This window comes from Saccharopolyspora flava, from assembly GCF_900116135.1.
Taxonomy (GTDB): domain Bacteria; phylum Actinomycetota; class Actinomycetes; order Mycobacteriales; family Pseudonocardiaceae; genus Saccharopolyspora; species Saccharopolyspora flava.
Window position 1 is genome coordinate 39,905 of the sequence record NZ_FOZX01000012.1, and the last position, 23,003, is coordinate 62,907.

Below are 23,003 nucleotides of genomic sequence, written 5' to 3' on the forward strand. Positions count from 1 at the left end.
CGGCATTTTTCACATTCCGGCAAATTCATGAGCTCTTGCAACACGCCGAGTGCTCGATAACGATGCGAGTTCAACCTATTGGGTTTCTCTCTTAGCCGCGGCACGACACAATGGCCGCCGTGATCGAGACGGCGTTGGTGGAACTGATCGATCGCGCTACTGCCGAGTGCGCCGAGCAGCAGCGCGCCGATCTGCATGGACGCCTGCGCCAGATCAGAACCAGGGTTCTCGACCCGACCCAGCTCGTGCTGGTCGTCGGCGAGTCCAAGCAGGGCAAGTCAGCGCTGGTCAACGCCATCGTGAACGCCCCCGTGTGCCCGTCGGGCGACGACGTGACCACGACCGTGCCGACGCTCGTGCGCTACGCGGACGAGCCGACCGCGCTGCTCATCGAGCAGGAGCCCGCGCACGGCCCGATCGCCCTGGACCGCACGCCGGTGCCGATCGACCAGGTCCGCGAGCACATGGAGCGCGCCGCCGCGAACGGCCGTCCGGTGACGCGAGGCGAGATCGGCATCCCCCGAGCGGTGCTCCAGAACGGTCTCGCGCTGATGGACACGCCGGGCGTGGGGAGCGTCTCATCGTTCCTCACCTCGACGACACTCTCCGTAGTCGCCGAGGCCGACGCGCTCCTCATGGTGTCCGATTCGACGCAGGAGCTGACGACCAACGAGCTCGCGTTCCTCAAGCAGGCCACCGCGCTGTGCCCGAACATCGCGCTCGTCATGCCCAAGATCGACCGGACCCCGCACTGGCGGAAGGTCCTGGAGGTCAACCGCAAGCACCTCAGCAACGCGGGCATCTCCGCGAAGCTGTTCCCGGTCTCGGCCGACATCCGGATGCGCGCCATGCAGGCCCGCAACACCAACCTCAACGCCGAGTCCGGGTTCCCGCAGCTGCTGGAGTTCCTGCAGACCGAGCTCGCCGGTCAGCACGAGCAGTTCACCCGACGGCTGGTGGCGCACAACGTCTCCGAGGCGCTCACCCAGATCAACGACTCGCTGCGCGCCGAGCTCGCCGCGCAGAACCCGCGCACCGCGGCCGAGACGCTGGTCGAGCTGGAGACCGCGCAGCGCCGGGCCGAGGACCTGCGGCGGATGTCGGGGCACTGGCAGAAGACCCTCAACGACGGCATCTCCGAGCTGTTCACCGACATCGAGTACGACTTCCGCGAGCGCACCTGGGCCGTGCTGCACGAGGTCAACGAGATCTTCGAGGTCGCCGACCCGGTGCCGATCTGGGACGACTTCACCCGCTGGCTGCAGGCGCGGCTCACCGACGCCATCACCGAGACCTTCGGCTGGCTGGACCAGCGCCAGCAGCGGCTCGCCGAGATGGTCGCCCAGCAGATGCCCCCGCAGCAGATGAGCCGGCCGCCCGAGCTCAACCCGGTGAACGCGCCCGACCCGCTCGACGAGGTGCCGCAGCCGAAGCTGCCGACCGGCGCGGACTACAAGAACTTCGACCAGGTCCTCACGGGTCTGCGCGGTTCCTACGGCGGTGTGCTCATGTTCGGGCTCATCACCTCGATGACCGGGCTGCCGCTGATGAACGTCGTGTCGATCTCGGCGGGCGTGCTGCTGGGCACCAAGAGCCTCAAGGAAGAGAAGGACATGCGGCTGCGCCGCCGCCAGACCGAGGCCAAGAGCAACGTGCAGCGGCACATCGAGCAGGTGATCTTCCAGGTCAACAAGGACTCGAAGGACACCATCCGCGCGATCCACAAGGCGCTGCACAGGCACTTCACCCGGATCACCGAGGACGCCCAGATGGAGATCAGCCAGTCCATCCAGGCGATCAAGCGCTCCGCCGAGCGCAGCGCGGTCGACCGCGACCAGCGCGCCCGGGAGATCAAGCAGAAGCTGGAGGAGATCACGGTGCTGCGCCGCCGGGTCACCCAGCTCACGCAGAACCGGATCACCGCCGCATGAGCACCGACGTACTCCTGGAGCGGGCCAAGGGCCTGCTGCTGCGCACGATGACCTTCTACCGGGACGACCCGCGCACCTCGACGTGGCTGCGGGACCGGCTGGAGCGGCTGGACCAGCCGCTGCGGATCGCGGTGAGCGGGCGGGTGAAGTCGGGCAAGTCGACGCTGATCAACGCGCTGATCGGCACCGACCTGGCGCCGACCGACGCCGAGGAGCGCACCCAGGTCACGACCTTCTACCAGTACGGGCCGGAGCCGAAGATCCTGGTGCACACGCCGCACGGCGCGGTGCAGAACGTTCCCGTGTCCACACTGGACTCGACGACGATCCGGGACCTGCAGCACTGGCGCCCGGACGAGGTCTCGCGGCTGGTCATCGAATCCCCCACCCCGGGGCTGGAAGCGATCACGCTGATCGAGACACCGGGCGTGGCCTCCGCGGCCGTGCAGGAGACCGGGCGGTCCGCGCTCGCGCAGATCCTGTCCGAGTCCGACGCCGTGCTCTACCTGACCCGCTACCCGCGGCAGACGGACCTGCAGTTCCTGCAGTCGGTCAACGAGCTGCAGACCGCGCGCAGCGTGCCGATCAACACCATCGTCGCGTTCTCCCGCGCCGACGAGACCGGCGACGGCGGCACCGACGCGCTGGCCGCGGCCGAGCGGATCGCCGAGCGCTACCGCACCGATCCGACGCTGAGCTCCTTCGCGCAGCACTTCATCCCGGTCGTGGGGCTGCTCGGGCAGGCCGCGTCGACGATGACCGAGGACGACTTCAAGATCCTCGCCTACCTGTCGCGGCTGTCCGACACCGACCGGGAGACGCTGCTGCTGTCGGCGGAGCGGTTCATCAAGGCCGGTCTGGAGGCGGTCCCGTCGGAGATCCGGCAGCGGCTGCTGGAGCGCTTCGGCCACTACGGCATCGCCCGCTCGCTGGACCTGCTGCGCGGCGGCACGTCCACCGCCCAGCAGCTGCAGAAGGAGCTGCTGGAGACCAGCGGGCTCAACACCCTGCAGGAGACGCTGCACTCGCAGTTCGTGGACCGCCAGGACGCGCTGCGCGCCCGGTCCGCGCTGCTGGCCGTGGACATGGTGCTGCGCGCCAACCCGCGTCCCGGCGTGCAGCAGCTGCTCGGCGAGTTCGAGCGGGTGCTCAGCAACGCCCACGAGTGGAACGAGCTGCGCACGCTCTCCGCGCTGGACTCGGGGCAGATCCGGTTCGCCCGCCCGCTGCAGGCCGAGGCCAAGCGCCTGCTGGGCGCCTCGGGGCAGTCGCCGCACGCCCGGCTCGGCCTGGACGAGAACGCCCTGACCACCGACCTCGCCGACGAGGCCACCGCGGCCCTGTCCCGCTGGCGCGAGCAGACCGTCAACCCGCTGCTGGACCGGCCGCACCGCGACGCCGTCCGCACCGTCCTGCGCAGCGCGGAACGCGTCATCCTGCACCAGATCCAGAACCAGTCCCAGCAGCCCAACCGCGCCCAGCAGGCGGCCCAGGCTCAGGCACAGCAACAGGCTCAGCAGCAAGCGCAGGCGCAAGCCCAGGCCGAGGCCGAGCAGGCCAGGCGCGCGGCGGAAGCCGAACAGGCGAGGCAGGCGGAGCAGGCGCGCCAGGCCGCCGAGGCCGAACGCGCTCGCCAGGCGGCCGAAGCCGAGCAAGCCCGTCAGGCCGAGCAGGCCCGGCAAGCGGCGGAAGCCGAACGAGCCCGTCAGGCCGCCGAGGCCGAACGAGCCCGCCAAGCCGCCGAAGCCGAGCAGGCCAGGCAGGCCGCCGAAGCGGACCGAGCCCGCCAGGGCGAGTGGTCGACGCCGTCCCGCAGCGCCGACGACCCGAGCCGGACCCCGGCCACCCAGTTCCTGCAGCAGCACGACCACCCGACGGGCCGCCGGGCCCTCCGCGACGTCGGCACCAGCACGGGCGGCCGGCGCCGAGCCCCGGAACCGGGCGAGAACCCGGGCCCGGCCCGCTCCCGCTCCAGCGTCAACCAACCCACCGGCAGCCACGCCAAACCGGACCCGGACGAGTCCCGCCACTACGTCGACCCCACCCCCTCAGGCCGCCACTCCCGAGGCTGACCTCCTGCGGGGGCTACAGGGGGAGGTCTCGGAGGGTTTCGTGGAGCTGGTCGACGAGCGGGCGGCGGCGGGTGAGGACGTCGGCCGCCGCCGGGTCCGGGGTGGCACGGGAGTCGATCGTGACGAGTTCCGCGGCGTGGGCGAGGGAGTCGATCTCGCCGAGCGCCCGCCACGCCAGCAGGACCGCGCCGAGTCCTGAACCACCGCTGCCCTCGGCGAGGCCGAGCTCCATGTTCAGCGCGGAGGCGATGGTCTCGGCCCAGACCCGGCTGCGGAAGCCGCCGCCGGTGGCGCGGACCGCGCGCACCTCGGCACCGGCGTCGGTGACGGCGTCGCGCACCAGCGCGAGCTGCTGGGCGACTCCCTCGATCACCGCGCGGGTCATCTCGGCGCGGCCGTGCGAGCGGCGCAACCCGAGGAAAGCACCGGTCAGGCCCGGTTCCCACCAGGGCGCGCGCTCGCCGAGCAGGTACGGCAGGGCCATCAGCCCGTCCGCCCCGGCCGGGACCGCGGCGGCCTCGTCGAGCAGGTCGGCGACGTCCACGCCGAACGTCTCGGCGGCCCACTGGCCGACGACACCGCCGTTGCTGACCGCGCCGCCGATCACCCACAGGCCGTCGGCCAGCGCGTAGCTGAAGGTGCGGCAGCGGTCGTCCACGCCGGGCTCGTCGCGGGTCACCCGCAGCGCACCGCTGGTTCCCAGCGACAGCGCCGCCACCCCCGGCGCCACCGCGCCCACGCCCAGGTTCGCCAGCGGCCCGTCTCCCCCGCCGAGCACGACGGGCAGGCCGACCGGCAGCCCGGCGGCCTCGGCGACCCGCGAGCCGAGCGGGACGGTCGCGGTCGGCTCGCGGAGCTCGGGCAGCTGCTCGGCGCGGATGCCGGCGACCTCCAGCGCGGGCTCGTGCCAGCGCAGCGTGCGCATGTCCTGCAGTCCGCTGCCGGAGCTCAGCGAGTGCTCGGTGACGAACTCGCCGGTGAAAGCGGTGACCACGAAATCCTTGAGCGCGCACCAGCGTTCGACGGCACCGATGTCGGCCCCGCCCGAGGTCAGCCAGGCCAGCTTCACCATGACCGACTGGGTGTGCACGGGGGTTCCGGTCGCGCGGTGCAGCGCGGAGGCCGTCCCGGGCTCGGCCCGCAACCGGGCGGCGACCTCGGCGGCGCGGGTGTCGGCCCAGTTGAACGCGGGCGTCGCCGGTACGCCCCGGGAGTCCAGCCCGACCAGGGTGTGCATCGCGCTGCTGAACGACAGCCCGGCGACCTCGTGGCCCTGCTCCCGGGCCCACGTCGCGCACTCGGCCAGCGCCCCGATCGCGGCCTCGAGCACCTGGGCGGCGTCCTGGGTGGCCTCACCCGGCTCGTCCGTGCGCAGCGGGTATCCGCGCTCGGTGGTGTGCAGGACCCGGGCATCGGTGCCCGCGGCGACGACCTTGGTTGCAGTGGTGCCGAGGTCGACACCCAGCACGACCGGGACAGAACTCATGCCACGAACCTATCCGCCGCCATCGCAGCAGCTCAGCCCAGGCATGGTGCCCGGAATCACGTCCGCTTCGGCACGATCCGCGTCGCCAGCGAATCAAGATCGATCCGCAGGTCGAACGGCTCCCCGGTCATGAACACCCCCGTGCCGTTGAAGTCCTCCTTGTAGACGCCGTCGACCAAGCGTTGAGCGATGAGCCTCGGATGGTCGGCGATGTCCAGGATCCAGTAGAACGGAATCCCGGCCTCGGCGTACTCGGCGCGCTTGACGAGATTGTCCACGCGCTTCGAACCGGGGGACAGCACCTCGACGGCGAGCGCGACGTCCTGCGCGTGATACCTGACCGGCTTCTCCAGAACCCGGTCCAAGCCCAGCACGATGACGTCCGGAATCCGGATCGTTGGCGGGTAGGTCTGCTGGATCACGACTTCAGGCTCGCTGACCGTCGCCCAGCCCTCGGGCAGAATCCGATCGAGCACAGCAGAAAGTCGGGTGAGTACGAACTGGTGGAAGCCAGCGGCTTTCGGGGTCACTTGGAGGACGCCTTCCTGGAGCTCGTAGCGCCGCGAGTTGTCCTCGGGGAGTTCGTCGAACTCCGCCAAGGTCATCAGGTGGTCGGGCCAGGTCATCACGGACATGCCTCCACTAATAGCCGCGCCGATCACGCGCTCCAAGCTCCACGAAGGACAAACGCACGTTCGAGTGGTTCTTGAATCCACCGCACCGCAACAATAAGGGCGCCCACCCCCTGTGGCCAGGGAGAACGGGCGCCCTTGTCGGCGGAAGTGATCAGGTCACTTGGCGAGGGTTTCGGCGATCTCGTAGGTGTTGAGGGCCGCGCCCTTGCGGAGGTTGTCGCCGCAGACGAAGAAGTCCAGCGTGTTCGGGAAGTCCAGCGCCTGGCGGACGCGACCGACGTGGGTCGGGTCGGCGCCGACGACGGCCGCCGGGGTCGGGAACACGCCGTTGTCGTGGTCGTCGTCCAGCACGATCGTCGGCTGCTCGGAGAAGAGCTTGTGCGCCTGCTCCACCGAGACCTCGCGCTCGAAGGTGGCGTGCACCGCCAGCGAGTGCGTGGTCAGCACCGGCACGCGGACGCAGGTCGCCGAGACCTTCAGCTCCGGGATGCCCAGGATCTTGCGGGACTCGTTGCGGACCTTGAGCTCCTCGGAGGTCCAGCCGTCGTCCTTGCGGGAACCCGCCCACGGGACGACGTTGAGCGCCAGCGGTGCCTTGAACGGCGTCTCGGCGGACAGCCCGGCCGCGGCCAGCGCCTCGGCGACGTCACCGCCGCGAACGCCGACCTGCTTGCCCGCCACCGCTTCCAGCTCCGCGTAGAGCCGGTCGATGCCTTCCTGACCAGCGCCGGAAGCGGCCTGGTAGGAGGAGACGACCAGTTCGCGCAGGCCGAACTCGCGGTGCAGCGCGCCCAGCGCCGCCATCATCGACAGCGTGGTGCAGTTCGGGTTGGCGATGATGCCCTTGGGGCGCTCGTGCACCTTCTCCGGGTTGACCTCGGGCACCACCAGCGGCACCTCGGGGTCCATCCGGAACGCGCCGGAGTTGTCGACCGCGACGGCTCCGCGCGAGGCGGCCACCGGGGCCCACTCGGCGGAGATCTCGTCCGGCACGTCGAACAGCGCGATGTCCACGCCGTCGAAGGCCTCCGGGGCCAGGGCGACCACGGTGCGCTCCTCGCCGCGCACGGTGATCTTCTTGCCCGCCGACCGCGCGGAGGCGATCAGCCGGATCTCGCCCCACGGCACCGAGTCCCGGTTGTTGATGATGTCGATCATGACGGTTCCGACGGCGCCGGTGGCGCCGACGATCGCGAGCGTGGGTGCCATCAGCGACCACTCCCCGCGTACACGACCGCTTCCTCGTCGCCGCCCAGCTCGAAGGCGTTGTGCAGCGCGCTCACCGCGGTGTCGAGCTGGGTGTCCTGGATCAGCACCGAGATGCGGATCTCCGAGGTGTTGATGATGTCGATGTTGACGCCGGCGTTGAACAGCGCCTCGCAGAAGGTCGCCGTCACGCCCGGGTGCGAGCGCATGCCCGCGCCGACCAGCGAGACCTTGCCGACCTGGTCGTCGTAGACGACCTCCTCGAAGCCGACCTCCGCGGAGATCTTCTCCAGCTCGGCCACGGCCACCGCGCCGTTGCTGCGCGCCACCGTGAAGGTGATGTCGGTCTTGCCGGACGCGGTGCCGGAGACGTTCTGCAGCACCATGTCGATGTCGATCTCGGCGTCGGCGACCACGCGGAAGATGCGGCCCGCGACGCCCGGGTTGTCCGGCACACCGCGCACGGTGACCTTGGCCTCCGACCGGTCGTGCGAGACGCCGGTGATCATCGCCTGTTCCACGGAAAGGTCCTCCACTGAACCGGACACTGTCGTGCCGGGCTTGGGCGAGTAAGACGAGCGGACGTGCAGCGGCACGCCGTAGCGGCGGGCGTACTCCACCGCGCGCAGGTGCAGCACCTTCGCGCCGGTGGCGGCCATCTCGAGCATCTCCTCGTAGGTGATGTGCTCGAGGTGCTTGGCGTCGGGCACGATGCGCGGATCCGCCGTGTAGACGCCGTCGACGTCGGTGTAGATCTCGCACACGTCGGCGTTCATGGCGGCGGCGACCGCGACCGCGGTGGTGTCCGAACCGCCGCGTCCGAGCGTGGTGATGTCCTTGGTGTCCTGCGAGACGCCCTGGAACCCGGCGACGAGCGCCACCTGGCCCTCGGCCAGGGCCTCCTGGATGCGTCCCGGGGTGACGTCGACGATGCGCGCGTTCTGGTGCGCCGACGTGGTGATCATGCCGGCCTGCGAGCCGGTGAACGACTGGGCTTCCACGCCGAGCGACTCGACGGCCATCGCGACCAGCGCGTTGGAGATCCGCTCTCCCGCGGTCAGCAGCATGTCGAGTTCCCGCTCCGGCGGCGCCGGGTTGACCTGTTTGGCGAGGTCGAGCAGCTCGTCAGTGGTGTCACCCATCGCGGAGCAGACGACCACGACGTCGTTGCCCGCTTTGCGGGTCTCGACGATGCGTTCGGCGACCCGTTTGATGCGATCAGCACTCTCGAGTGAGGAACCGCCGTACTTCTGGACGACGAGCGCCACGTGAAACAAACCTCCTCGACCGCTGCGGCCGTCCCGGGCACGGGGTTTCCCCGCACTGACACCGGGTGGACGAAGAGCAGTGGCGCACCCGGTTTCGCAGGTGCGTCCTCCGCCCCGCGACCGGGCGGAGGCAGCGTCGGCCGATCCCGGCCGAAACGGCCTTCTACCAGGTCGCTCCGCTGCCGGACTAGCCTACCGACCACCGGGGGTGAACCCCAATCACGAACGTCACGTCTACTCTGTGGGACGCGATTGTCGACAAGAGCGGAGCGTAGGGTTGTCCACCACGCAGGGCGCGCTGGAACCACCCCTGGGGGATACCGGAAACACTGCGGCTACGCAGCGGAAACAGCGGACATTCCGCCCGACCGCCGGAGCACGGCTCGGCACACCGCGGCAACGCCGGATGATCATCGCGCTGACCCCGGCTGTGGTCTACCTCGCAATCCGGCTGGTGGGACTGCTGGTCCTGGCCTGGTTGTCGGCGGTGCACGACGAGTCGCTGCTGGACAACCTGAACTCCTGGGACGGGCAGTGGTACACCGAGATCGCCGCCCACGGTTACGGCGGCGTGAACCCCAGCATGGTCGACGGGTTCGGACACCGGTACCCGGAGACTCCGCTCGCGTTCTTCCCCGGATATCCGCTGCTCATCATGGCCATCGCGGCGATCCCCGGCGTGTCGACCATCGGCGCGGCGATCACCGCCAGCCTGGTCTGCGGCGTCTTCGCCGCCTACGGCCTCGCGCGGCTCGGTGAGCGGCTCGGCGGCTCCCGGCGGGTGGGGCTGCTGCTGGTCGTGCTGTTCGCGGCGGCGCCGATGTCGGTGGTGCTGTCGATGGCCTACTCCGAAGCGCTGTTCTGCGCGCTGTCGATCTGGGCGCTCATCGGCGTCGTCGAGCGCAACTGGCCGCTGGCCGGGCTGTGCTGCGCTGCCGCCGGGCTGATCCGGCCGACCGCCGCCGCGCTGGTCGGGGTGATCGGGCTGGCCGCGGTGATCTCCATCGTGCAGCGCCGGGACTCCTGGCGGCCGTGGCTGGCGATGCTGCTCGCACCGCTCGGCATGATCGTCTACATCGGCTGGGTCGGGGCGCAGACCGGCAAGCTCAACGGTTACTTCGAGCTCCAGGCGCGCGGCTGGAGCTCGGCCTTCGACGGTGGCGCGACGACCGCGCAGTTCGTCGTCGAAGCGCTCACCGAGGACAAGTCGGTGTTCGAGACCTTCACCGTCTGGGTGGTCCTGACCGCGCTGGTCCTGATGGCGCTGTGCCTGTGGCACCGGCTGCCGTGGCCGCTGGTGCTGTTCGCCGCGGCCGTGCTGGTGCTGGACCTGGGCTCGGACGGCCTGATGTACTCGAAGGTGCGGTTGATGTTGCCGGCGTTCCCGCTGCTCATCCCGGTCGCGATCGGCCTGAGCAAGCGGCGCCCGGCCACCGCCGCGACGACGGCGCTGCTGCTGGTCTTCTTCGGCTCCTGGCTGGGGGCCTACTCGCTGACCGCCTGGCAGTACGCCATCTGAGCACCCTCGGGAGGTTTCGGTGACCGAACTGGACAAGACCGCGGACTCGTCCGTCCCGCTGCACCCGCTGCTGGCGACGCGCTGGAGCCCGCGCGCGCTGAACCCGTCGGCGACCATCGGCGACGAGCAGTTCACCGCGCTGTTCGAGGCGGCCCGCTGGGCGCCGTCCTGGGGCAACACCCAGCCGGCGCGGTTCATCGCGGCCCGCCGCGGCGAACCGACCTTCGACCGCATCCACGGCACCCTGTCGCGGGGCAACAAGAGCTGGGCGGGCGACGCGGCGGCGCTGGCGATCGGCGTCGCGCGGTCGGTCAACGACGAGGGCGAACCGATGCCCTACGGCGAGTACGGGCTCGGGCTGGCCACCGAGAACCTGGTCCTGCAGGCGGTCGCGGAAGGTTTCCACGCCCACCAGATGGCGGGCTTCGACCGCGAGGCGGCCCGCGTCGAGTTCGCGATCCCGGACGACTTCGAGCCGCTGGTCGCGATCGCCGTCGGCGAGCTCGGGGACCTCGACGGGATGCCGGACCGCCTGGTCGAGAAGGAACTCCGCCCCCGCGCCCGGCACCCCCTCGCCGACCTCGTCTTCACCGACACCTGGGGCACACCCCTGTTCTGACGGTCTCGTGGGTGGGGGGAAGTTTTCATGAAAACTTCCCCCCACCCCCCGGGACCACGGGGGATCGTCCGAGGTCAGGGGCGTCACAAGACCGATCGAGACCGCCCGCTCACCCGATATGGTGAGCCGCATGAAGGCGGACGCGGTGCGAGGGCACCTGGACGGACTGCTGCTCGCCGTGCTCGAAGCCGGCCCGCTGCACGGCTACGCGATCATCACCTCGGTGCTCAACCGCAGCGGTGGCGCGCTCGACCTGCGCACCGGCACGATCTACCCCGCGCTCAAACGCCTCGAACGCCTCGGCCTGCTCGCCAGCAGCTGGGAAGCCGTCGGTGCGCGACGCCGTCGGCGTTGCTACCGGCTCACCGACGCCGGACGGCGCAGTCTGGCCGGGGAACGCGCTGACTGGCGGGAGTTCACCGCCGCGATCAGCGCAGTGCTCAACCCCAGGAGCCCAGCGTGAACGCCATCGACGAGTACGCGGCCGAACTCGCCGCCGAGCTGCGCGGACCGGCGCGGGTCAAGGCCCGCATGGTCCAGGAGATCCGCGACGGCCTCACCGACACCGTCGCCGCGCGCACCGACGCGGGCTCGCCGCCGGAGCAGGCCGTGCAGGACGCGGTGCGCGAGTTCGGCACGCCCGCCGAGGTCGCGCCCAGCTGCCAGCGGGAGCTCACCGTGGCCCAGACCCGGCACACCGCGTTCGCGCTGCTGGTGACGGTGCCGGTGCTGCTCGGCGGCTGGCGGCTGGCCGCCACCATCGGCCGCGACCAGAGCGCCCCGACGTCGGAGACCGCGCAGCTGCTCGCCGCCGTCGCCGGCACCGCCGCGATCGTGGGCTGCGCGGCGCTGCTCATCACCCGTCGTCTCGCGGTGCCGGGCAGGCTGCCGCTGGTGCTGGGCTGGACCGGCACCGCCGCCAGCATCGCGATGCCGCTGGCCTCGATCGGCCTGGCCACGACGCTGCCGCCGGCGGAGAACTGGCCGCTGCTGCTGCTCCTCGCCGCGGTCACCGTCGCGGCGCACTTCGCCCTGGCGTACTCGGCCAAGGTGTGCCGGGAGTGCGCGGCGCAGGCCGAATGAACGACCGGTGAATTCCCAGAATTCCCGGACCGCCCGGCCGCGCCGCCCGATGCCCTGGTGATCGGACCAGATCTCTCACCCAGGAGCACTACGGCCGGAGCAATTTTCCGCAATTGATCACCAGTTCGGTTACATGCCGTTCCCCGATGCGGTATGACTTCACTCGTGTGGACGAGTATCAGAACGACCGCGGAAGCGCTTGATGACGCCGACGCGCTCGCTGGACTGCGCCTGCGCTACGACCTCGTCCCCGGAGTCATCCGCGTGGACGGCCACAGCGGCGGCCCCATGCCGCGCACGTCACCCGCGCGACTGCGCCGGTTCGTCCAGCACCGCTGGGAACCGCGCAGCGGTCGCACCTCCGGCGAGTCGGACTGGCGGCGCGAGGCGCGGCTGACGGCCGACGCGCTGGCCCCGCTGGTCGGCGCGGCCGCCGGCGAGCTCACCGTCGCCGAATCGACCTCGATCAACCTGTTCAAGGCGCTGGTCGCGGCCGCGAAGCTGCGCCCCGGGCGGCCGGTCCTGGCCGTGGGACGCGACTGCTTCGCCACCGACCGCTGCCTCGCCCAGTCCGCCGCCGATCACATCGGCGGGCGGCTGCAGCTCATCGACGGCGTCGACGGCCTGAACGCGCTGGACGTCGACCAGGTCGCGGTGGTCGCCCTCTCGCACGTGGACCTGCGCTCCGGCGCGGTCCGCGACGCTGAATCGATCACCGCCGAGATCCACCGCCGCGGCGCGCTGACCCTGTGGGACCTCAGCCACTCGGCCGGAGCGCTGGACGTCGACCTGCACCGCTGGGACGCGGACTTCGCGATCGGCTGCGGGCACAAGTACCTGGGTGGCAGCGCGACCGCGCCGTCGTTCGGCTTCGTCGCCGAGCGGCACCTGGAGCTCTCCCCGACCGGGGGCCTGCGGCACCCGCTGGCGGAGGGCTTCGCCGGACCGGCCGCGACGCTCGCGGCGACCGAGCTGCGCGACGTGCTGGCCATCCTCGACGGCGTCCCGGGGAGCGCGCTCGCGGCGAAGACGACGGGCCTGGTCGAGCTGTTCCTGGAGCGCGTCGGCGAGTTCTGCGACGACGCCACGGTGGAGGTGCGCACGCCGGACACCCGCCGACGGGCGCAGGTGTGCCTCCGGCACGAGCAGGCGCAGCGCATCGCGGACCTGCTGTCGGACCGCAGCGTGCTCGTCGAGTACGCCGAGCCGGACCTGCTGCGCTTCAACTTCGCCCCGGCCTGGCTGTCCTACGTCGACGTCTGGCACGCGGCGGAGCGCCTGCACGCCACCCTGCACGAGATCCGCTGATCAGCCTCGTCCCGCGGTGGCGAGGTGCTGGTGGATCGCGTCGAGGTCGGCGCGCAGCGCCTGCGGGGCGACCTCGGGGTCGGCGCGGAGCCTGCGGTTGAGCGTGCGCATCTCCGAGACCAGCAGCTGCGCCTGCTGCAGGTCGGCCTCGCCCGCCCGGACCGCCTGCTCGGTGGCGGCGTCGACGACCCGCTCCAGGACGGCGATGGTCGGCCACCAGGCCTCCGCCTCGCCGTGGTGGGACGGGTTCATCAGCAGCTGCTGCAGCCTCGAGCGCAGGTCGGCGAGCTGCCGGTAGGTGCGGCGGCGCAGCGCGGACCGGCCGTGCTCGGCGCCCGCCAGCGACCGGGACACGTAGTCGGCGACCGACTCGACGGCGTCGGCGACGCCGTCCCGCAGCGACGGGCCGGTGCGCATCCCGCGCAGCGCGAACCCCACCACCAGCACGATCGCGCAGCCGATCAAGGTGTCCAGCAGCCGCGCCGCCGGGTAGAACTGCTGCTGCTGGCTCATCTGCAGCAGCACCAGCGCCGTCACCACCGCGCTGAACAGACCGTAGTGCCTGCTCAGCGCCACCGGCAGCTTCGCGGCCAGGACGACGATGAACGGCACCAGCAGCCAGCCCCCGGGCAGCAGCGCCAGCAGGGCCCACGCCACCAGCACGCCGAGGATCGTGCCGAGCGCGCGCAGCACCGTGCGGGCGAACACCGAGCCCGAGTTGGGGCGCAGCACCAGCGCGACCGTCAACGCGATCCAGTACCCCTGGTCCAGGCCCGCGACCAGCCCGAACACCTCCGCCAGCGCCAGGCACAGCAGCATCCGCAGCGCCAGCAGCCAGGTCGTGGCGCCGATGCTCGGCCGCTGCCGCTGCGCACCCGGCGCGGAAGGGCGCTTGGCCTCGCGGAGGGCGTCGACGAGATCCGCGATGCCCTCGTCCAGCGCCGCGAGCAGCCCGGACTCGTGCTCGCCCGGTGCGAAGCGCGGCGGGGTGTCGCCGGTGCGGATGCAGCGGGCCAGCTCGGCCAGGGCCGCGCGGGTCCGGGTCGAGGGGGTCAGCCCGGCGTGCGCGACCGACACCGCCGCCTCCACCACCGGCGTCGCGCGCAGGTGCACGAGGTAGAGGCGGTCGCGGACGCGGCTGCGCGACATCGACGCGCCGCCGATCAGCACGTCGTGCGCGGTGTTCAGGGACCGGGTGAGCCGCTGCCGCGCGGACGCCGTGTCGCCCGGCCCCAGCATCGCCAGGATCGCGGTGAAGACGTCGGCGACGGCGTCGCGGGCCGGGGCCGTGCCGCGCAGCGGCCACGTCGCCGCCGCCAGCGCCACGACCAGCAGCTCTCCGGCGAGGAACCACCCGACCTGCTCGGGCACCGGCAGCACCTGCGAGCGCTGGCCGGTGGCGACCACGCAGAAGGTCAGCATGTGCGCGCCGCCGGAGGCCCACAGCTCCCCCAGCCTGCTGCTGAGCACCGACGGCACCGACACGGCCAGCACCGCGACCACCGCCCACAGCGGGTCGGGCGCGGCGGCTCCGGCGGCGAAGCCGATCGCGCCGAGCGCCGCGGCGATCAGCAGGCGCCGCAGCCGGAACCGGTAGGAGCCGGTGACGTCGGAGAAGCTCGCGCACAGCGCCCCGACCGAGGCCAGCACGGCCTCGTCGACGGCCCCGGTGAGCAGGCCGAGGACCTGCGGGACGCCGACGCCTGCGGCGGCCGCGGCCACGCGGGTCCAGTCGGTCGGGATGTTGATCGGGCGCAGCATGTGCCGCAGCCACGGAGGGGTTTCGAGTCTCGGGAGCGCGCCGGTGCTCAACCGCCATCCCTTCGGGTCGCCGGGGCCTGCGCTCCACGCCGAGCGACCGGGGGTACACCCCGATCCTCCCAGCCCGAGCGATCACACCCCCGCGTCCACCACCCGAATCACACCACGGTGTCCGTCACACCCGAAGGTTCTGAGGGTGGGGAAGTTTTCATGAAAACCTCCCCACCCCCGAGAACGCGAAGTTTTCATGAAAACTGCACCCGGGAAAACGATCGACCGAGGTCAGGACACACCTCGAGAACCTCCACCGTGGACCCGCTCCCGTGGGGTGGGGGAAGTTTTCATGAAAACTTCGACGACCACGGGTCGGGACAGTTTTCATGAAAACTGTCCCCTCCCACGGTCAGCGGAGGGCGGCGAGGATCTTGGTGGCCATCGAGGTGATGACGAGCCAGAAGAGAGCGGCGATGCCGTAGTTGAGCAGGACGGCCAGCTGCGGATCGGCCGGGGTGAACAGGTCCTGGAACCCGAGCGCCAGCGGATCGGCCGCAGCGGAGACGAACCGGGTGATCCCGTTGTCCGGATTCGCGCTGCCGATGGTGAGGATCACATGGATCGCCAGCAGCGCCGCGCACACCAGGCCGGCCCAGCGGACCAGCCGGATCAGCACGTCGACGAAGCGCCCCCACCCGCGTCGCAGGTCAGCGCGCCGCACACCGCCCTCGCGGGCCCCCGCACGAACGTCCTCGGTCACGAGATCAGTGTGGCACGAGACCCGCCCGTTCCGGGAGTGCCGTTCACGTTCCCCGCGCCCCCGATCTCCCAGCATCTGGAACGGCCGCTTGCACTGCGGGCCCCTGATGCGGTTAGCCTGGGCCCGTGGCTCGCGTTCTCCTGCTTCGCCGCCGCGACGGGGTCTCCTAGACCGGCCCCTCGTCGCGGGGTACGAACGCGCCGGTCTCACCTCAAGCCCGTGAACCGGTAAGCGACCAGGAGAACCTCTCTGATGAGCAGCAACACCCCCGACGCGCAGGCCCCCTTCGCCGGTCGAGTGCGCAAGCCGTCCAAGCCCGCGCCCGCCGGACAGCCGTCGTGGAACCCGCAGCAGGGCAGCTCGATGCCGTTCCACCGCTACAAGCCGTTCCACGAGCTGGTCGAGGACGTATCCCTGCCCGACCGCACCTGGCCGGACAAGCGGATCACCCAGGCCCCGCTGTGGTGCGCCGTCGACCTGCGCGACGGCAACCAGGCGCTGATCGACCCGATGTCGCCCGCGCGCAAGCGCCGCATGTTCGACCTGCTGGTGCAGATGGGCTACAAGGAGATCGAGGTCGGCTTCCCGGCCGCCAGCCAGACCGACTTCGACTTCGTCCGCGAGATCATCGAGGACGGCGCCATCCCCTCCGACGTGCGCATCCAGGTGCTGACCCAGTGCCGCCCGGAGCTGATCGAGCGCACCTTCCAGGCCCTCGAAGGCGCCCAGAAGGCCATCGTCCACATCTACAACTCGACGTCGATCCTGCAGCGCCGCGTGGTGTTCCGCGAGGAGCGCGAGGGCATCAAGAAGATCGCCAAGATGGGCGCCGAGCTGGCCCTGGAGCTGGCGGGCAAGTACCCGGACACCGACTTCCGCTTCCAGTACTCGCCGGAGTCCTACACCGGCACCGAGCTGGCCTACGCCGTCGAGGTCTGCGACGCGGTCACCGAGATCTGGCAGCCCACCCCGGACAAGCCGGTCATCCTGAACCTGCCCGCGACCGTCGAGATGGCCACCCCGAACGTCTACGCGGACTCCATCGAGTGGATGCACCGCAACCTGGCCCGCCGCGACTCGGTGATCCTGTCGCTGCACCCGCACAACGACCGCGGCACCGGCATCGCCGCCGCCGAGCTGGGCTACCAGGCCGGCGCCGACCGCATCGAGGGCTGCCTGTTCGGCAACGGCGAGCGCACCGGCAACGTCGACCTGGTCGCGCTGGGCATGAACCTGTTCAGCCAGGGCATCGACCCGCAGATCGACTTCTCCGACATCGACTACGTCAAGCGCACCGTCGAGCACTGCAACCAGCTGCCGGTCCCCGAGCGGCACCCGTGGGGCGGCGAGCTCGTCTACACCGCGTTCTCCGGCAGCCACCAGGACGCCATCAACAAGGGCCTGAACGCGGTGCGCGCCGAGGCCGAGAAGGCCGGCGTCGACGTCGACGACCACCCGTGGGAGGTCCCGTACCTGCCGATCGACCCCAAGGACGTGGGCCGCAGCTACGAGGCCGTCATCCGGGTCAACTCGCAGTCCGGCAAGGGCGGCGTGGCGTACGTGATGAAGACCGAGCACCAGCTGGAGCTGCCGCGCAAGCTGCAGATCGAGTTCTCCAAGGCGGTCCAGGCCCACACCGACGACGAGGGCGGCGAGGTCAGCCCGGCCGCGATGTGGACCGCGTTCTCCGCCGAGTACCTGGAGGCCGACGCGCCGCTGAAGCTCGTCCGGCAGAGCTCCTCCGGTGAGGCCGGCGACGAGACGATCACGGCCACTGTCGTGGTGGACGGCGACGAGCGGCAGATCACCGGGCGCGGCAACGGCCCCGTCTCGGCGTTCGTCGACGCGCTGACCACCGTCGGCTACGACATCCGGGTCCTGGACTACCACCAGCACGCGCTGACCGCGGGCGACGACGCGCGCGCCGCGGCCTACCTGGAGTGCGCGGTGGGCGAGAACGTGTTCTGGGGCGTCGGCGTGGACACCTCCACCATCGCGGCGATGCTGCGGGCGGTCGTCTCGGCCGCCAACCGCGCCTCCCGCTGAACCTGACGAGACACGACACCCCCGGTGCCCTCGGGCGCCGGGGGTGTTGTTGTCTCAGCTCTGGGCCGGTTCCGGTTCTTCCTGGTTCTTCTCGGCGCGCTCCACGCGCTTCTGGATGACGCGGGTGCTCCACCAGGCGAACACGACCGCCACGACCAGGCCGATCCACGAGAACCGGTGGAACCACTGCCCCGCCACCAGGCCGAACGCGTACGACAGAGCCGTCACCAGACCCGCCCACGCGATCCCGCCCGCGGCGTTGGCCAGCAGGAACTTCCGGTACGGCATGCCGAGGCTGCCGGCCAGCGGCCCGGCCAGGATCCGCAGCAGCGCCACGAACCGGCCGCCGAAGACCGTCCACGCGCCCCAGCGCTCGAACAACCCCTCCGCCTGCGCCAGCGGCTTGGGACCGAAGTGCCTGGGCAGCTTGGTGCCCAGCCAGGTCAGCAGCCGACGGCCGAAGCGCTTGCCGATGGCGTAGCCGATCGAGTCGCCCACGATCGCCCCGAGCGCCGCGAAGGTGCCCAGCAGCACCGGGTTGATCACCCCGTGAGAGGCCGCCACACCCGCGCTGACCAGCAGGATCTCACCGGGTAGCGGGATGCCGACGCTCTCCAGTCCGATGATCCCGGCGACGATGAGGTAGATCACCCCGGCGGGGATCGTGTTGAGCCACTCGATCATGGACATCCGTTCTGGTCGGGACAGGAGCAGTTCGGCTGCCGCCAAGGGTACGGACCCGAACCCGGGTGCCGCCGGGCGCGGGGTGGCGGAAAAACGCCGGTCACGGGCATAACAGCGGCAACAGGACACAGCGGACCGGCACCACCCCGAACGGGCTAGGGGTCGGTTGCGCCGGGCGGACCACCCGGAACACGCGATCACCACCCGCTAAATCGGGGTATTCACTCGACCAAAGTCGGTATTGCGACCCGCTCCGAACCGGCACGATGGAAGCACGTCGAGGGGATGTCAGGGGATCAGGCGTCACCCCTGGGGTAACGAGATCAGGAGAAGCGGCCTCCGGGAGAAAGACGGGGGGACAACGTCGGGGCACCCGAAGCCGCTTCTCTTTTTCTTTCTGGTTCGTGGTCACTTTGCTTGGCGGTGCGGGTAGCGGAACCTGAGCGCTTCCGTGGACTCCGTGCGCCGCTCCTTATGTATGCCACTTCGGTGCTTGCCTGACGTTCGGGGCCCTCACTCGAACGGTGTACGGGACTTGATGTTCCCGGGGTTGCGCGGTTCAGTGATGTGGCTATGTGGCCGACCGAAGATCCGACGGAGAAGCTGCGGTGGCGCTTGGAGTGCGCCACGACGAGCGGCGAGGGGAACGTGACCGTGCTGGTCATGGGCGACCGCGTCGGCATCGTGCTCCCGCCCGGCGACACCCTGATCTTCACGGCCGCCGAGGCCGAGGGGCTCGCCGACCTCGTGGACAAGGCGATCGGCTACGCGGTGCCGGGATGAGCCTGATCGACACCGACCTCTCCTTCGATCCCCGCGATCCGCTCTTCCCCGCGCCCGGTTCGGCGCCCGCGACCGCTGGACTGCGCTGGTCGGTGCAGGTGTTCACCACCGCCAACGGCTACGGCCTCCGCCCCGCCGACCCGCTCGTCGAGGACGACCGCGTGCGCGTGCGCACCGGCTACGCCTCGCTCGGCCGGCAGCGGACCGTCGACGCCGGTGAGGTCGACGTCGAGGTCCGGACCCAGGACGGCGTCCTGACCTGGGCGATCACCGCGCGCCACGACGAGCCGATCAAGGCCGTCAAGCTGCTGCTGCGGGGTCTGCCCGCCGACCGGCTCGCCGAGGGCTGGTGGGCGCCGAACACCGGCCGCTCGCAGCTCCACCACGAGCGGTTCCAGCTGGAGCACCCGAGCCCGGACTGGGCGACGCCGTGGGTCGCCGTCGGCGAGGAGCCGCGCTGCTCGACGCTCAGCGTCCGCGACCCGCAGGTGCGCAGGCACGTCCTGCACGTCAACCGGCCCCCTCACTCCCCCGAACCGATCGTGGAGCTGGTGCACGTGCCCGCCGCGTCGGCGCGGGAGACGACCTGCCACGTCCCGGAGATCCGGTTCCGGCCGGACGCCGACGTCGACGCCGACCTGGACGAGCACCTGCGGTTCACCGAGCAGGCGCACGGGCTCGTGCCGTGGGAGTCGCGGCAGGACGTGCCGGACTGGCTGCGCGACGTCGCGCTGGTCGTCACGCTGCACGGCCAGCACTGGACCGGGTACGTGTTCAACACGTTCTCGCAGATGAGCGAGGCCCTCCGGTTCGTCTCCCGGCACATCGACCCGCACCGGGTGCTGGCCTACCTGCCCGGCTGGGAGGGCCGCTACTACTACGCCTACCCGCGCTACCGGCCCGGACCCGACCTCGGCGGCGACGAGGGGTTCGCGGAGCTCGTCCGCACCGCCCGCGAGCTGGGGTTCCGGTTGATGCCGATGTTCGGCGGGCACGGCGCCAACGTCGTCCAGTACCCGGACTGGGAGCGGGCGGTGATGCGCAACGACACCGACCGCTACGCGGAACTGCTCAACCGGCCCGACTGGGACTCCGACCGCTCCGGCGAGGGCGACCAGGTGTTCCTCAACCCGGGCGAGCCGGGGTTCCGCGCGCACCTGGTGGAGTCGATCTCGGCGATCGTGGACGAGTTCGGGGTGGACGCGGCGTTCCTGGACACCCTCGGCTACTACTTCGACGATCCGCGGCACGACGTGTTCGACGGATACCGGCTGCTGGTCGCCGAGCTGCACCGCCGCCACCCCGGCCTGGTGCTGGCGGCCGAGGGCTGGTGGGACGCGCTCAGCGGCCTGTTCCCGCTCAGCCAGCAGTGGTTCGGCACCGACCGCGACCTGCGCAAACCCCGCGTGCTCACGCGCTACGCCCGCACCACCGGCCACCTCGCCGAAGGCACCCCGGGCCCGGGCAGCACCGGGGTGCACGAGAAGGGCTTCATCCCCAGGCCACCCGACGTCGCGCGGGAGGGACACGTCCCCGTCGTCGGCGTCGTCGACGACACCCTCGCCGAGCACTCCGAGGAGCTGGCCGCGATCTGCCGCTGGGCCGCGGAGAACGCACCTCGCCAGGGGACAGTTTTTCCTCGAATCACCCCATGATCATGTCCGTTTTGTCCGGACAGTTCTCACTAAAACTGTCCCCTGCCCGAGGCTCAGGCCACTGGGCCGCGGAGAACGCACCGGTAGGTCCTCCGATCACCTCGTGATGGTGTCGGGACAGTTTTCATGAAAACCGTCCCCGGTCCGAGAACGCGCCTCCGCGGTGAGGGCGTCGAGAGCGACCTGGACCGCGGGACGTTCGGTGGCCCCCTTGCGGGAGACGACCTCGATGTTGCGGCCCGCGCGGACCCCGGCCAGCGGGCGCATCACCAGGTGCGCGCTGTCGACCGTGTAGCGCGGCAGCAGCGCGATGCCGTGACCTGCGGCGACGAGCGCCTCGGTGACCCGGAAGTCGTTGATCCGCTGCACCACCTGCGGCCGCACGCCGGTGCGCACCGCCAGCGAGCGCAGCACGTCGTCGACCGGGAACCCGATGTCCACGCTCAACCACGGCTCCCCGACCAGCTCGGTGAGCTCCACCCGCTCCCGTCCGGCCAGCGGATGTCCTGGCGGCATCGCCACGTCCAGCGGTTCGCGCAGCAGCGGCGTGACCGCCACCCGCTCGCCGTCGTGCGGCTCCGCCTGATCGTCCCGGTGCGTGACGACGAGATCGAAATCCGCCGTCAGCCGGGTCACCTCGGAGGGCACCATGTCGATGTCGCGCGCCTCCAACCGCACCTTCGGGTGCTCGGCGATCCGCCGCAGCAGGCCCGGGAGCAGCAGGAACGCGGCCGAGGGGAACATCGCCAGCCGCACGATCCCGCGCGGTGTGGAGCGGTAGGTGTCCAGCTCCGCGTCCGCCCGGTCCAGGGCGGCCAGCACCTCGTCGGCACGGGTGGCCAGCGCCCACCCGGCGTCGGTGAGCCGCAGGCCCCGGCCGGCGGGCTCGGTCAGCCGCACCCCGACCTCGGCCTGCAGCGCCCGGATCTGCTGCGACACCGACGACGGCGTGTAGGACAGCGCCTGGGCGACCGCGGTGACCGTGCCGCGATCGGCCAGCTCCCGCAGGAGTCTCAGCCTGCGAACGTCCATAGAGGAATCCTACAGAGTACTTGCGGATGGTGTTGCTTGTGCTTCACAAACGCGGACCGCAGGCTGATCGGTATGACCGCACGAGATCGCCTGCTGGCGGTGGTCGTCGCAGTCCTCTGGGGCGGCAACTTCATCGCGCTCGATCAGGGGCTGGGGCACTTCCCGCCGTTCTTCTTCGCCGGACTGCGCTTCGCGGTGCTGCTGCCGATCCTGTTCTTCGTCCCGTTCCCGCAGGTCCGGTGGCGCTGGCTGATCGGCTACGGCCTGTTCTTCGGGACCCTGCAGTTCGCGTTCCTGTTCGTCGCGATGAAGATCGGCATGCCCACCGGCCTGGCGTCCCTGGTGCAGCAGAGCTCGGCGCCGTTCACCGTGCTGCTCGGCGCGCTGCTGCTGCGGGAGAAGCTCACTCCGGTGCAGGTCCTGGGCATCACCACCGCGGTGCTGGGCATGATCGCCATCGGCTTCCACCGCGCGCAGACCGCGACGCTGCTGCCGATGCTGATCACCCTGTGCGGCGCGTTCTCCTGGGCGCTGGGCAACCTGTGCAGCCGGAAGGCCGAGGCGCCGAACCCGCTGCACCTGTCGCTGTGGATCGCGATCGTGCCGCCGGTCCCGATGTTCGCCGCCTCAGCCCTGTTCGAGGGACCGACGACCGGGTGGAGCGCGCTCGCCGGAGTGCTGGACTCCCCCACCGGACTCGCCGCGCTCAGCGGCCTGGCCTACACCTCGCTGCTGGCCACGGTCATCGGCTCGGGGCTGTGGACGACGCTGCTCGGCCGCTACCCGGCCAGCACGGTCGCGCCGTTCTCGCTGCTCGTGCCGGTCGTCGGGTTCAGCACGGCGTGGCTGTTCCTCGGCGAGCAGCCGCACCCGTTCGAGCTGGCTGCGGGCGCGGTGGTCGTCGCCGGGGTGCTGCTGGGCAGCATGCGGATCACCCGGCGACAACCGGAACCGGAACCCGCGCCGGTGTGAGTCCTCAGGCCGTGGGGCTCTTCTCGAAGGCGGGGTTCTTGACGTGGACGCCGTTGCCGACCGGGCAGTCGAAGAGCACCAGCGCCCGGTGGGACTCGGCGACCAGCTTGGCCGCCACGGCTCGCTCCAGGATCGCCCGCTGCTCGCAGGCCGAACAGCGGAGCGCACTGCTGTACCGCAACACGCGAC

At 71.0% G+C, this 23,003-nt stretch carries 20 protein-coding genes; 11 read left to right on the forward strand and 9 right to left on the reverse strand.

All coding sequences use genetic code 11. From position 1 onward, the window contains the following. Nucleotides 1–110: 110 nt before the first annotated feature. Nucleotides 111–1,931: a dynamin family protein gene (locus tag BM424_RS25260; RefSeq protein ID WP_245776118.1), complete on the forward strand. Its 1,821-nt coding sequence runs from the start codon at nucleotides 111–113 to the stop codon at nucleotides 1,929–1,931. After that, nucleotides 1,928–4,003 carry a dynamin family protein gene (locus BM424_RS25265; protein ID WP_093422914.1) on the forward strand — a complete coding sequence of 692 codons (2,076 nt, stop codon included), beginning with the start codon at nucleotides 1,928–1,930 and terminating at the stop codon, nucleotides 4,001–4,003. The genes BM424_RS25260 and BM424_RS25265 overlap by 4 nt, the downstream gene beginning before the upstream one ends. A 13-nt stretch (nucleotides 4,004–4,016) precedes the next feature. Here BM424_RS25265 and BM424_RS25270 read toward each other — a convergent pair whose 3' ends face one another. The 4 genes from BM424_RS25270 to BM424_RS25285 form a co-directional block, all read right to left on the reverse strand. Continuing rightward, nucleotides 4,017–5,489 (reverse strand): gluconokinase, encoded by a 1,473-nt coding sequence (locus BM424_RS25270; RefSeq protein WP_093422916.1) that lies wholly within the window; start codon nucleotides 5,487–5,489, stop codon nucleotides 4,017–4,019. Nucleotides 5,490–5,545: 56 nt separating this feature from the next. Then, nucleotides 5,546–6,124 carry a Uma2 family endonuclease gene (locus BM424_RS25275; protein WP_093422918.1) on the reverse strand — a complete coding sequence of 193 codons (579 nt, stop codon included), beginning with the start codon at nucleotides 6,122–6,124 and terminating at the stop codon, nucleotides 5,546–5,548. A 156-nt stretch (nucleotides 6,125–6,280) separates the two neighbouring features. Then, nucleotides 6,281–7,333, reverse strand: coding sequence for an aspartate-semialdehyde dehydrogenase (locus tag BM424_RS25280; RefSeq protein ID WP_093422921.1), 1,053 nt, complete (start codon nucleotides 7,331–7,333; stop codon nucleotides 6,281–6,283). Further along, complete coding sequence (locus BM424_RS25285; RefSeq protein WP_093422923.1) at nucleotides 7,333–8,598, reverse strand: aspartate kinase; 1,266 nt, start codon at nucleotides 8,596–8,598, stop codon at nucleotides 7,333–7,335. The genes BM424_RS25280 and BM424_RS25285 overlap by 1 nt, the downstream gene beginning before the upstream one ends. Nucleotides 8,599–9,004: 406 nt before the next feature. On the opposite strand from BM424_RS25285, the gene BM424_RS25290 reads away from it, so the two are divergent. From BM424_RS25290 to BM424_RS25310, 5 genes are all read left to right on the forward strand, one after another. Continuing rightward, nucleotides 9,005–10,117 carry a mannosyltransferase family protein gene (locus BM424_RS25290; RefSeq protein ID WP_139274158.1) on the forward strand — a complete coding sequence of 371 codons (1,113 nt, stop codon included), beginning with the start codon at nucleotides 9,005–9,007 and terminating at the stop codon, nucleotides 10,115–10,117. Nucleotides 10,118–10,145: 28 nt separating this feature from the next. Beyond that, nucleotides 10,146–10,736: a nitroreductase family protein gene (locus BM424_RS25295; protein WP_093423165.1), complete on the forward strand. Its 591-nt coding sequence runs from the start codon at nucleotides 10,146–10,148 to the stop codon at nucleotides 10,734–10,736. 130 nt (nucleotides 10,737–10,866) lie between these two features. Next, nucleotides 10,867–11,199 carry a PadR family transcriptional regulator gene (locus BM424_RS25300; protein ID WP_093423167.1) on the forward strand — a complete coding sequence of 111 codons (333 nt, stop codon included), beginning with the start codon at nucleotides 10,867–10,869 and terminating at the stop codon, nucleotides 11,197–11,199. Continuing rightward, nucleotides 11,196–11,819, forward strand: coding sequence for a permease prefix domain 1-containing protein (locus BM424_RS25305; RefSeq protein ID WP_093422928.1), 624 nt, complete (start codon nucleotides 11,196–11,198; stop codon nucleotides 11,817–11,819). Before BM424_RS25300 ends, BM424_RS25305 begins: the two co-directional genes overlap by 4 nt. Before the next feature lie 165 nt (nucleotides 11,820–11,984). Then, nucleotides 11,985–13,127, forward strand: coding sequence for an aminotransferase class V-fold PLP-dependent enzyme (locus BM424_RS25310; protein WP_093422931.1), 1,143 nt, complete (start codon nucleotides 11,985–11,987; stop codon nucleotides 13,125–13,127). On the opposite strand, the gene BM424_RS25315 is transcribed toward BM424_RS25310, so the two are convergent. Both BM424_RS25315 and BM424_RS25320 read right to left on the reverse strand, forming a co-directional pair. Beyond that, complete coding sequence (locus BM424_RS25315; protein ID WP_093422933.1) at nucleotides 13,128–14,939, reverse strand: FUSC family protein; 1,812 nt, start codon at nucleotides 14,937–14,939, stop codon at nucleotides 13,128–13,130. 352 nt (nucleotides 14,940–15,291) lie between these two features. Then, nucleotides 15,292–15,642 (reverse strand): hypothetical protein, encoded by a 351-nt coding sequence (locus BM424_RS25320; protein ID WP_093422936.1) that lies wholly within the window; start codon nucleotides 15,640–15,642, stop codon nucleotides 15,292–15,294. A gap of 252 nt (nucleotides 15,643–15,894) precedes the next feature. Here BM424_RS25320 and leuA point away from each other — a divergent pair, with 252 nt between their 5' ends. Continuing rightward, on the forward strand, nucleotides 15,895–17,688 hold the full coding sequence (gene leuA, locus BM424_RS25325; protein ID WP_093422939.1) for a 2-isopropylmalate synthase: 1,794 nt from the start codon (nucleotides 15,895–15,897) through the stop codon (nucleotides 17,686–17,688). A 54-nt stretch (nucleotides 17,689–17,742) separates the two neighbouring features. Here the strand turns inward: leuA and BM424_RS25330 are convergent, their stop codons facing one another. Then, a complete protein-coding gene (locus tag BM424_RS25330; protein WP_093422941.1) occupies nucleotides 17,743–18,378 on the reverse strand; it encodes a DedA family protein in 636 nt (211 codons plus the stop codon). A 567-nt stretch (nucleotides 18,379–18,945) separates the two neighbouring features. Here BM424_RS25330 and BM424_RS25335 point away from each other — a divergent pair. Together BM424_RS25335 and BM424_RS25340 are read left to right on the forward strand one after the other, a co-directional pair. Beyond that, nucleotides 18,946–19,155, forward strand: coding sequence for a hypothetical protein (locus BM424_RS25335; RefSeq protein WP_245776119.1), 210 nt, complete (start codon nucleotides 18,946–18,948; stop codon nucleotides 19,153–19,155). Beyond that, on the forward strand, nucleotides 19,152–20,810 hold the full coding sequence (locus tag BM424_RS25340; protein ID WP_093422946.1) for an alpha-amylase family protein: 1,659 nt from the start codon (nucleotides 19,152–19,154) through the stop codon (nucleotides 20,808–20,810). Before BM424_RS25335 ends, BM424_RS25340 begins: the two co-directional genes overlap by 4 nt. A 96-nt stretch (nucleotides 20,811–20,906) precedes the next feature. On the opposite strand, the gene BM424_RS25345 is transcribed toward BM424_RS25340, so the two are convergent. After that, the gene (locus BM424_RS25345; RefSeq protein WP_093422949.1) at nucleotides 20,907–21,842 is read right to left on the reverse strand and encodes a LysR family transcriptional regulator; all 936 of its coding nucleotides are present in this window, start codon (nucleotides 21,840–21,842) and stop codon (nucleotides 20,907–20,909) included. Between the two features lie 72 nt (nucleotides 21,843–21,914). Here BM424_RS25345 and BM424_RS25350 point away from each other — a divergent pair, with 72 nt between their 5' ends. Continuing rightward, a complete protein-coding gene (locus BM424_RS25350; protein WP_093422952.1) occupies nucleotides 21,915–22,814 on the forward strand; it encodes an EamA family transporter in 900 nt (299 codons plus the stop codon). Nucleotides 22,815–22,818: 4 nt separating this feature from the next. Here BM424_RS25350 and BM424_RS28575 read toward each other — a convergent pair whose 3' ends face one another. After that, nucleotides 22,819–22,998, reverse strand: a complete 180-nt coding sequence (locus tag BM424_RS28575; RefSeq protein ID WP_139274159.1) for a hypothetical protein — start codon at nucleotides 22,996–22,998, stop codon at nucleotides 22,819–22,821. Between the last annotated feature and the right edge of the window lie 5 nt (nucleotides 22,999–23,003).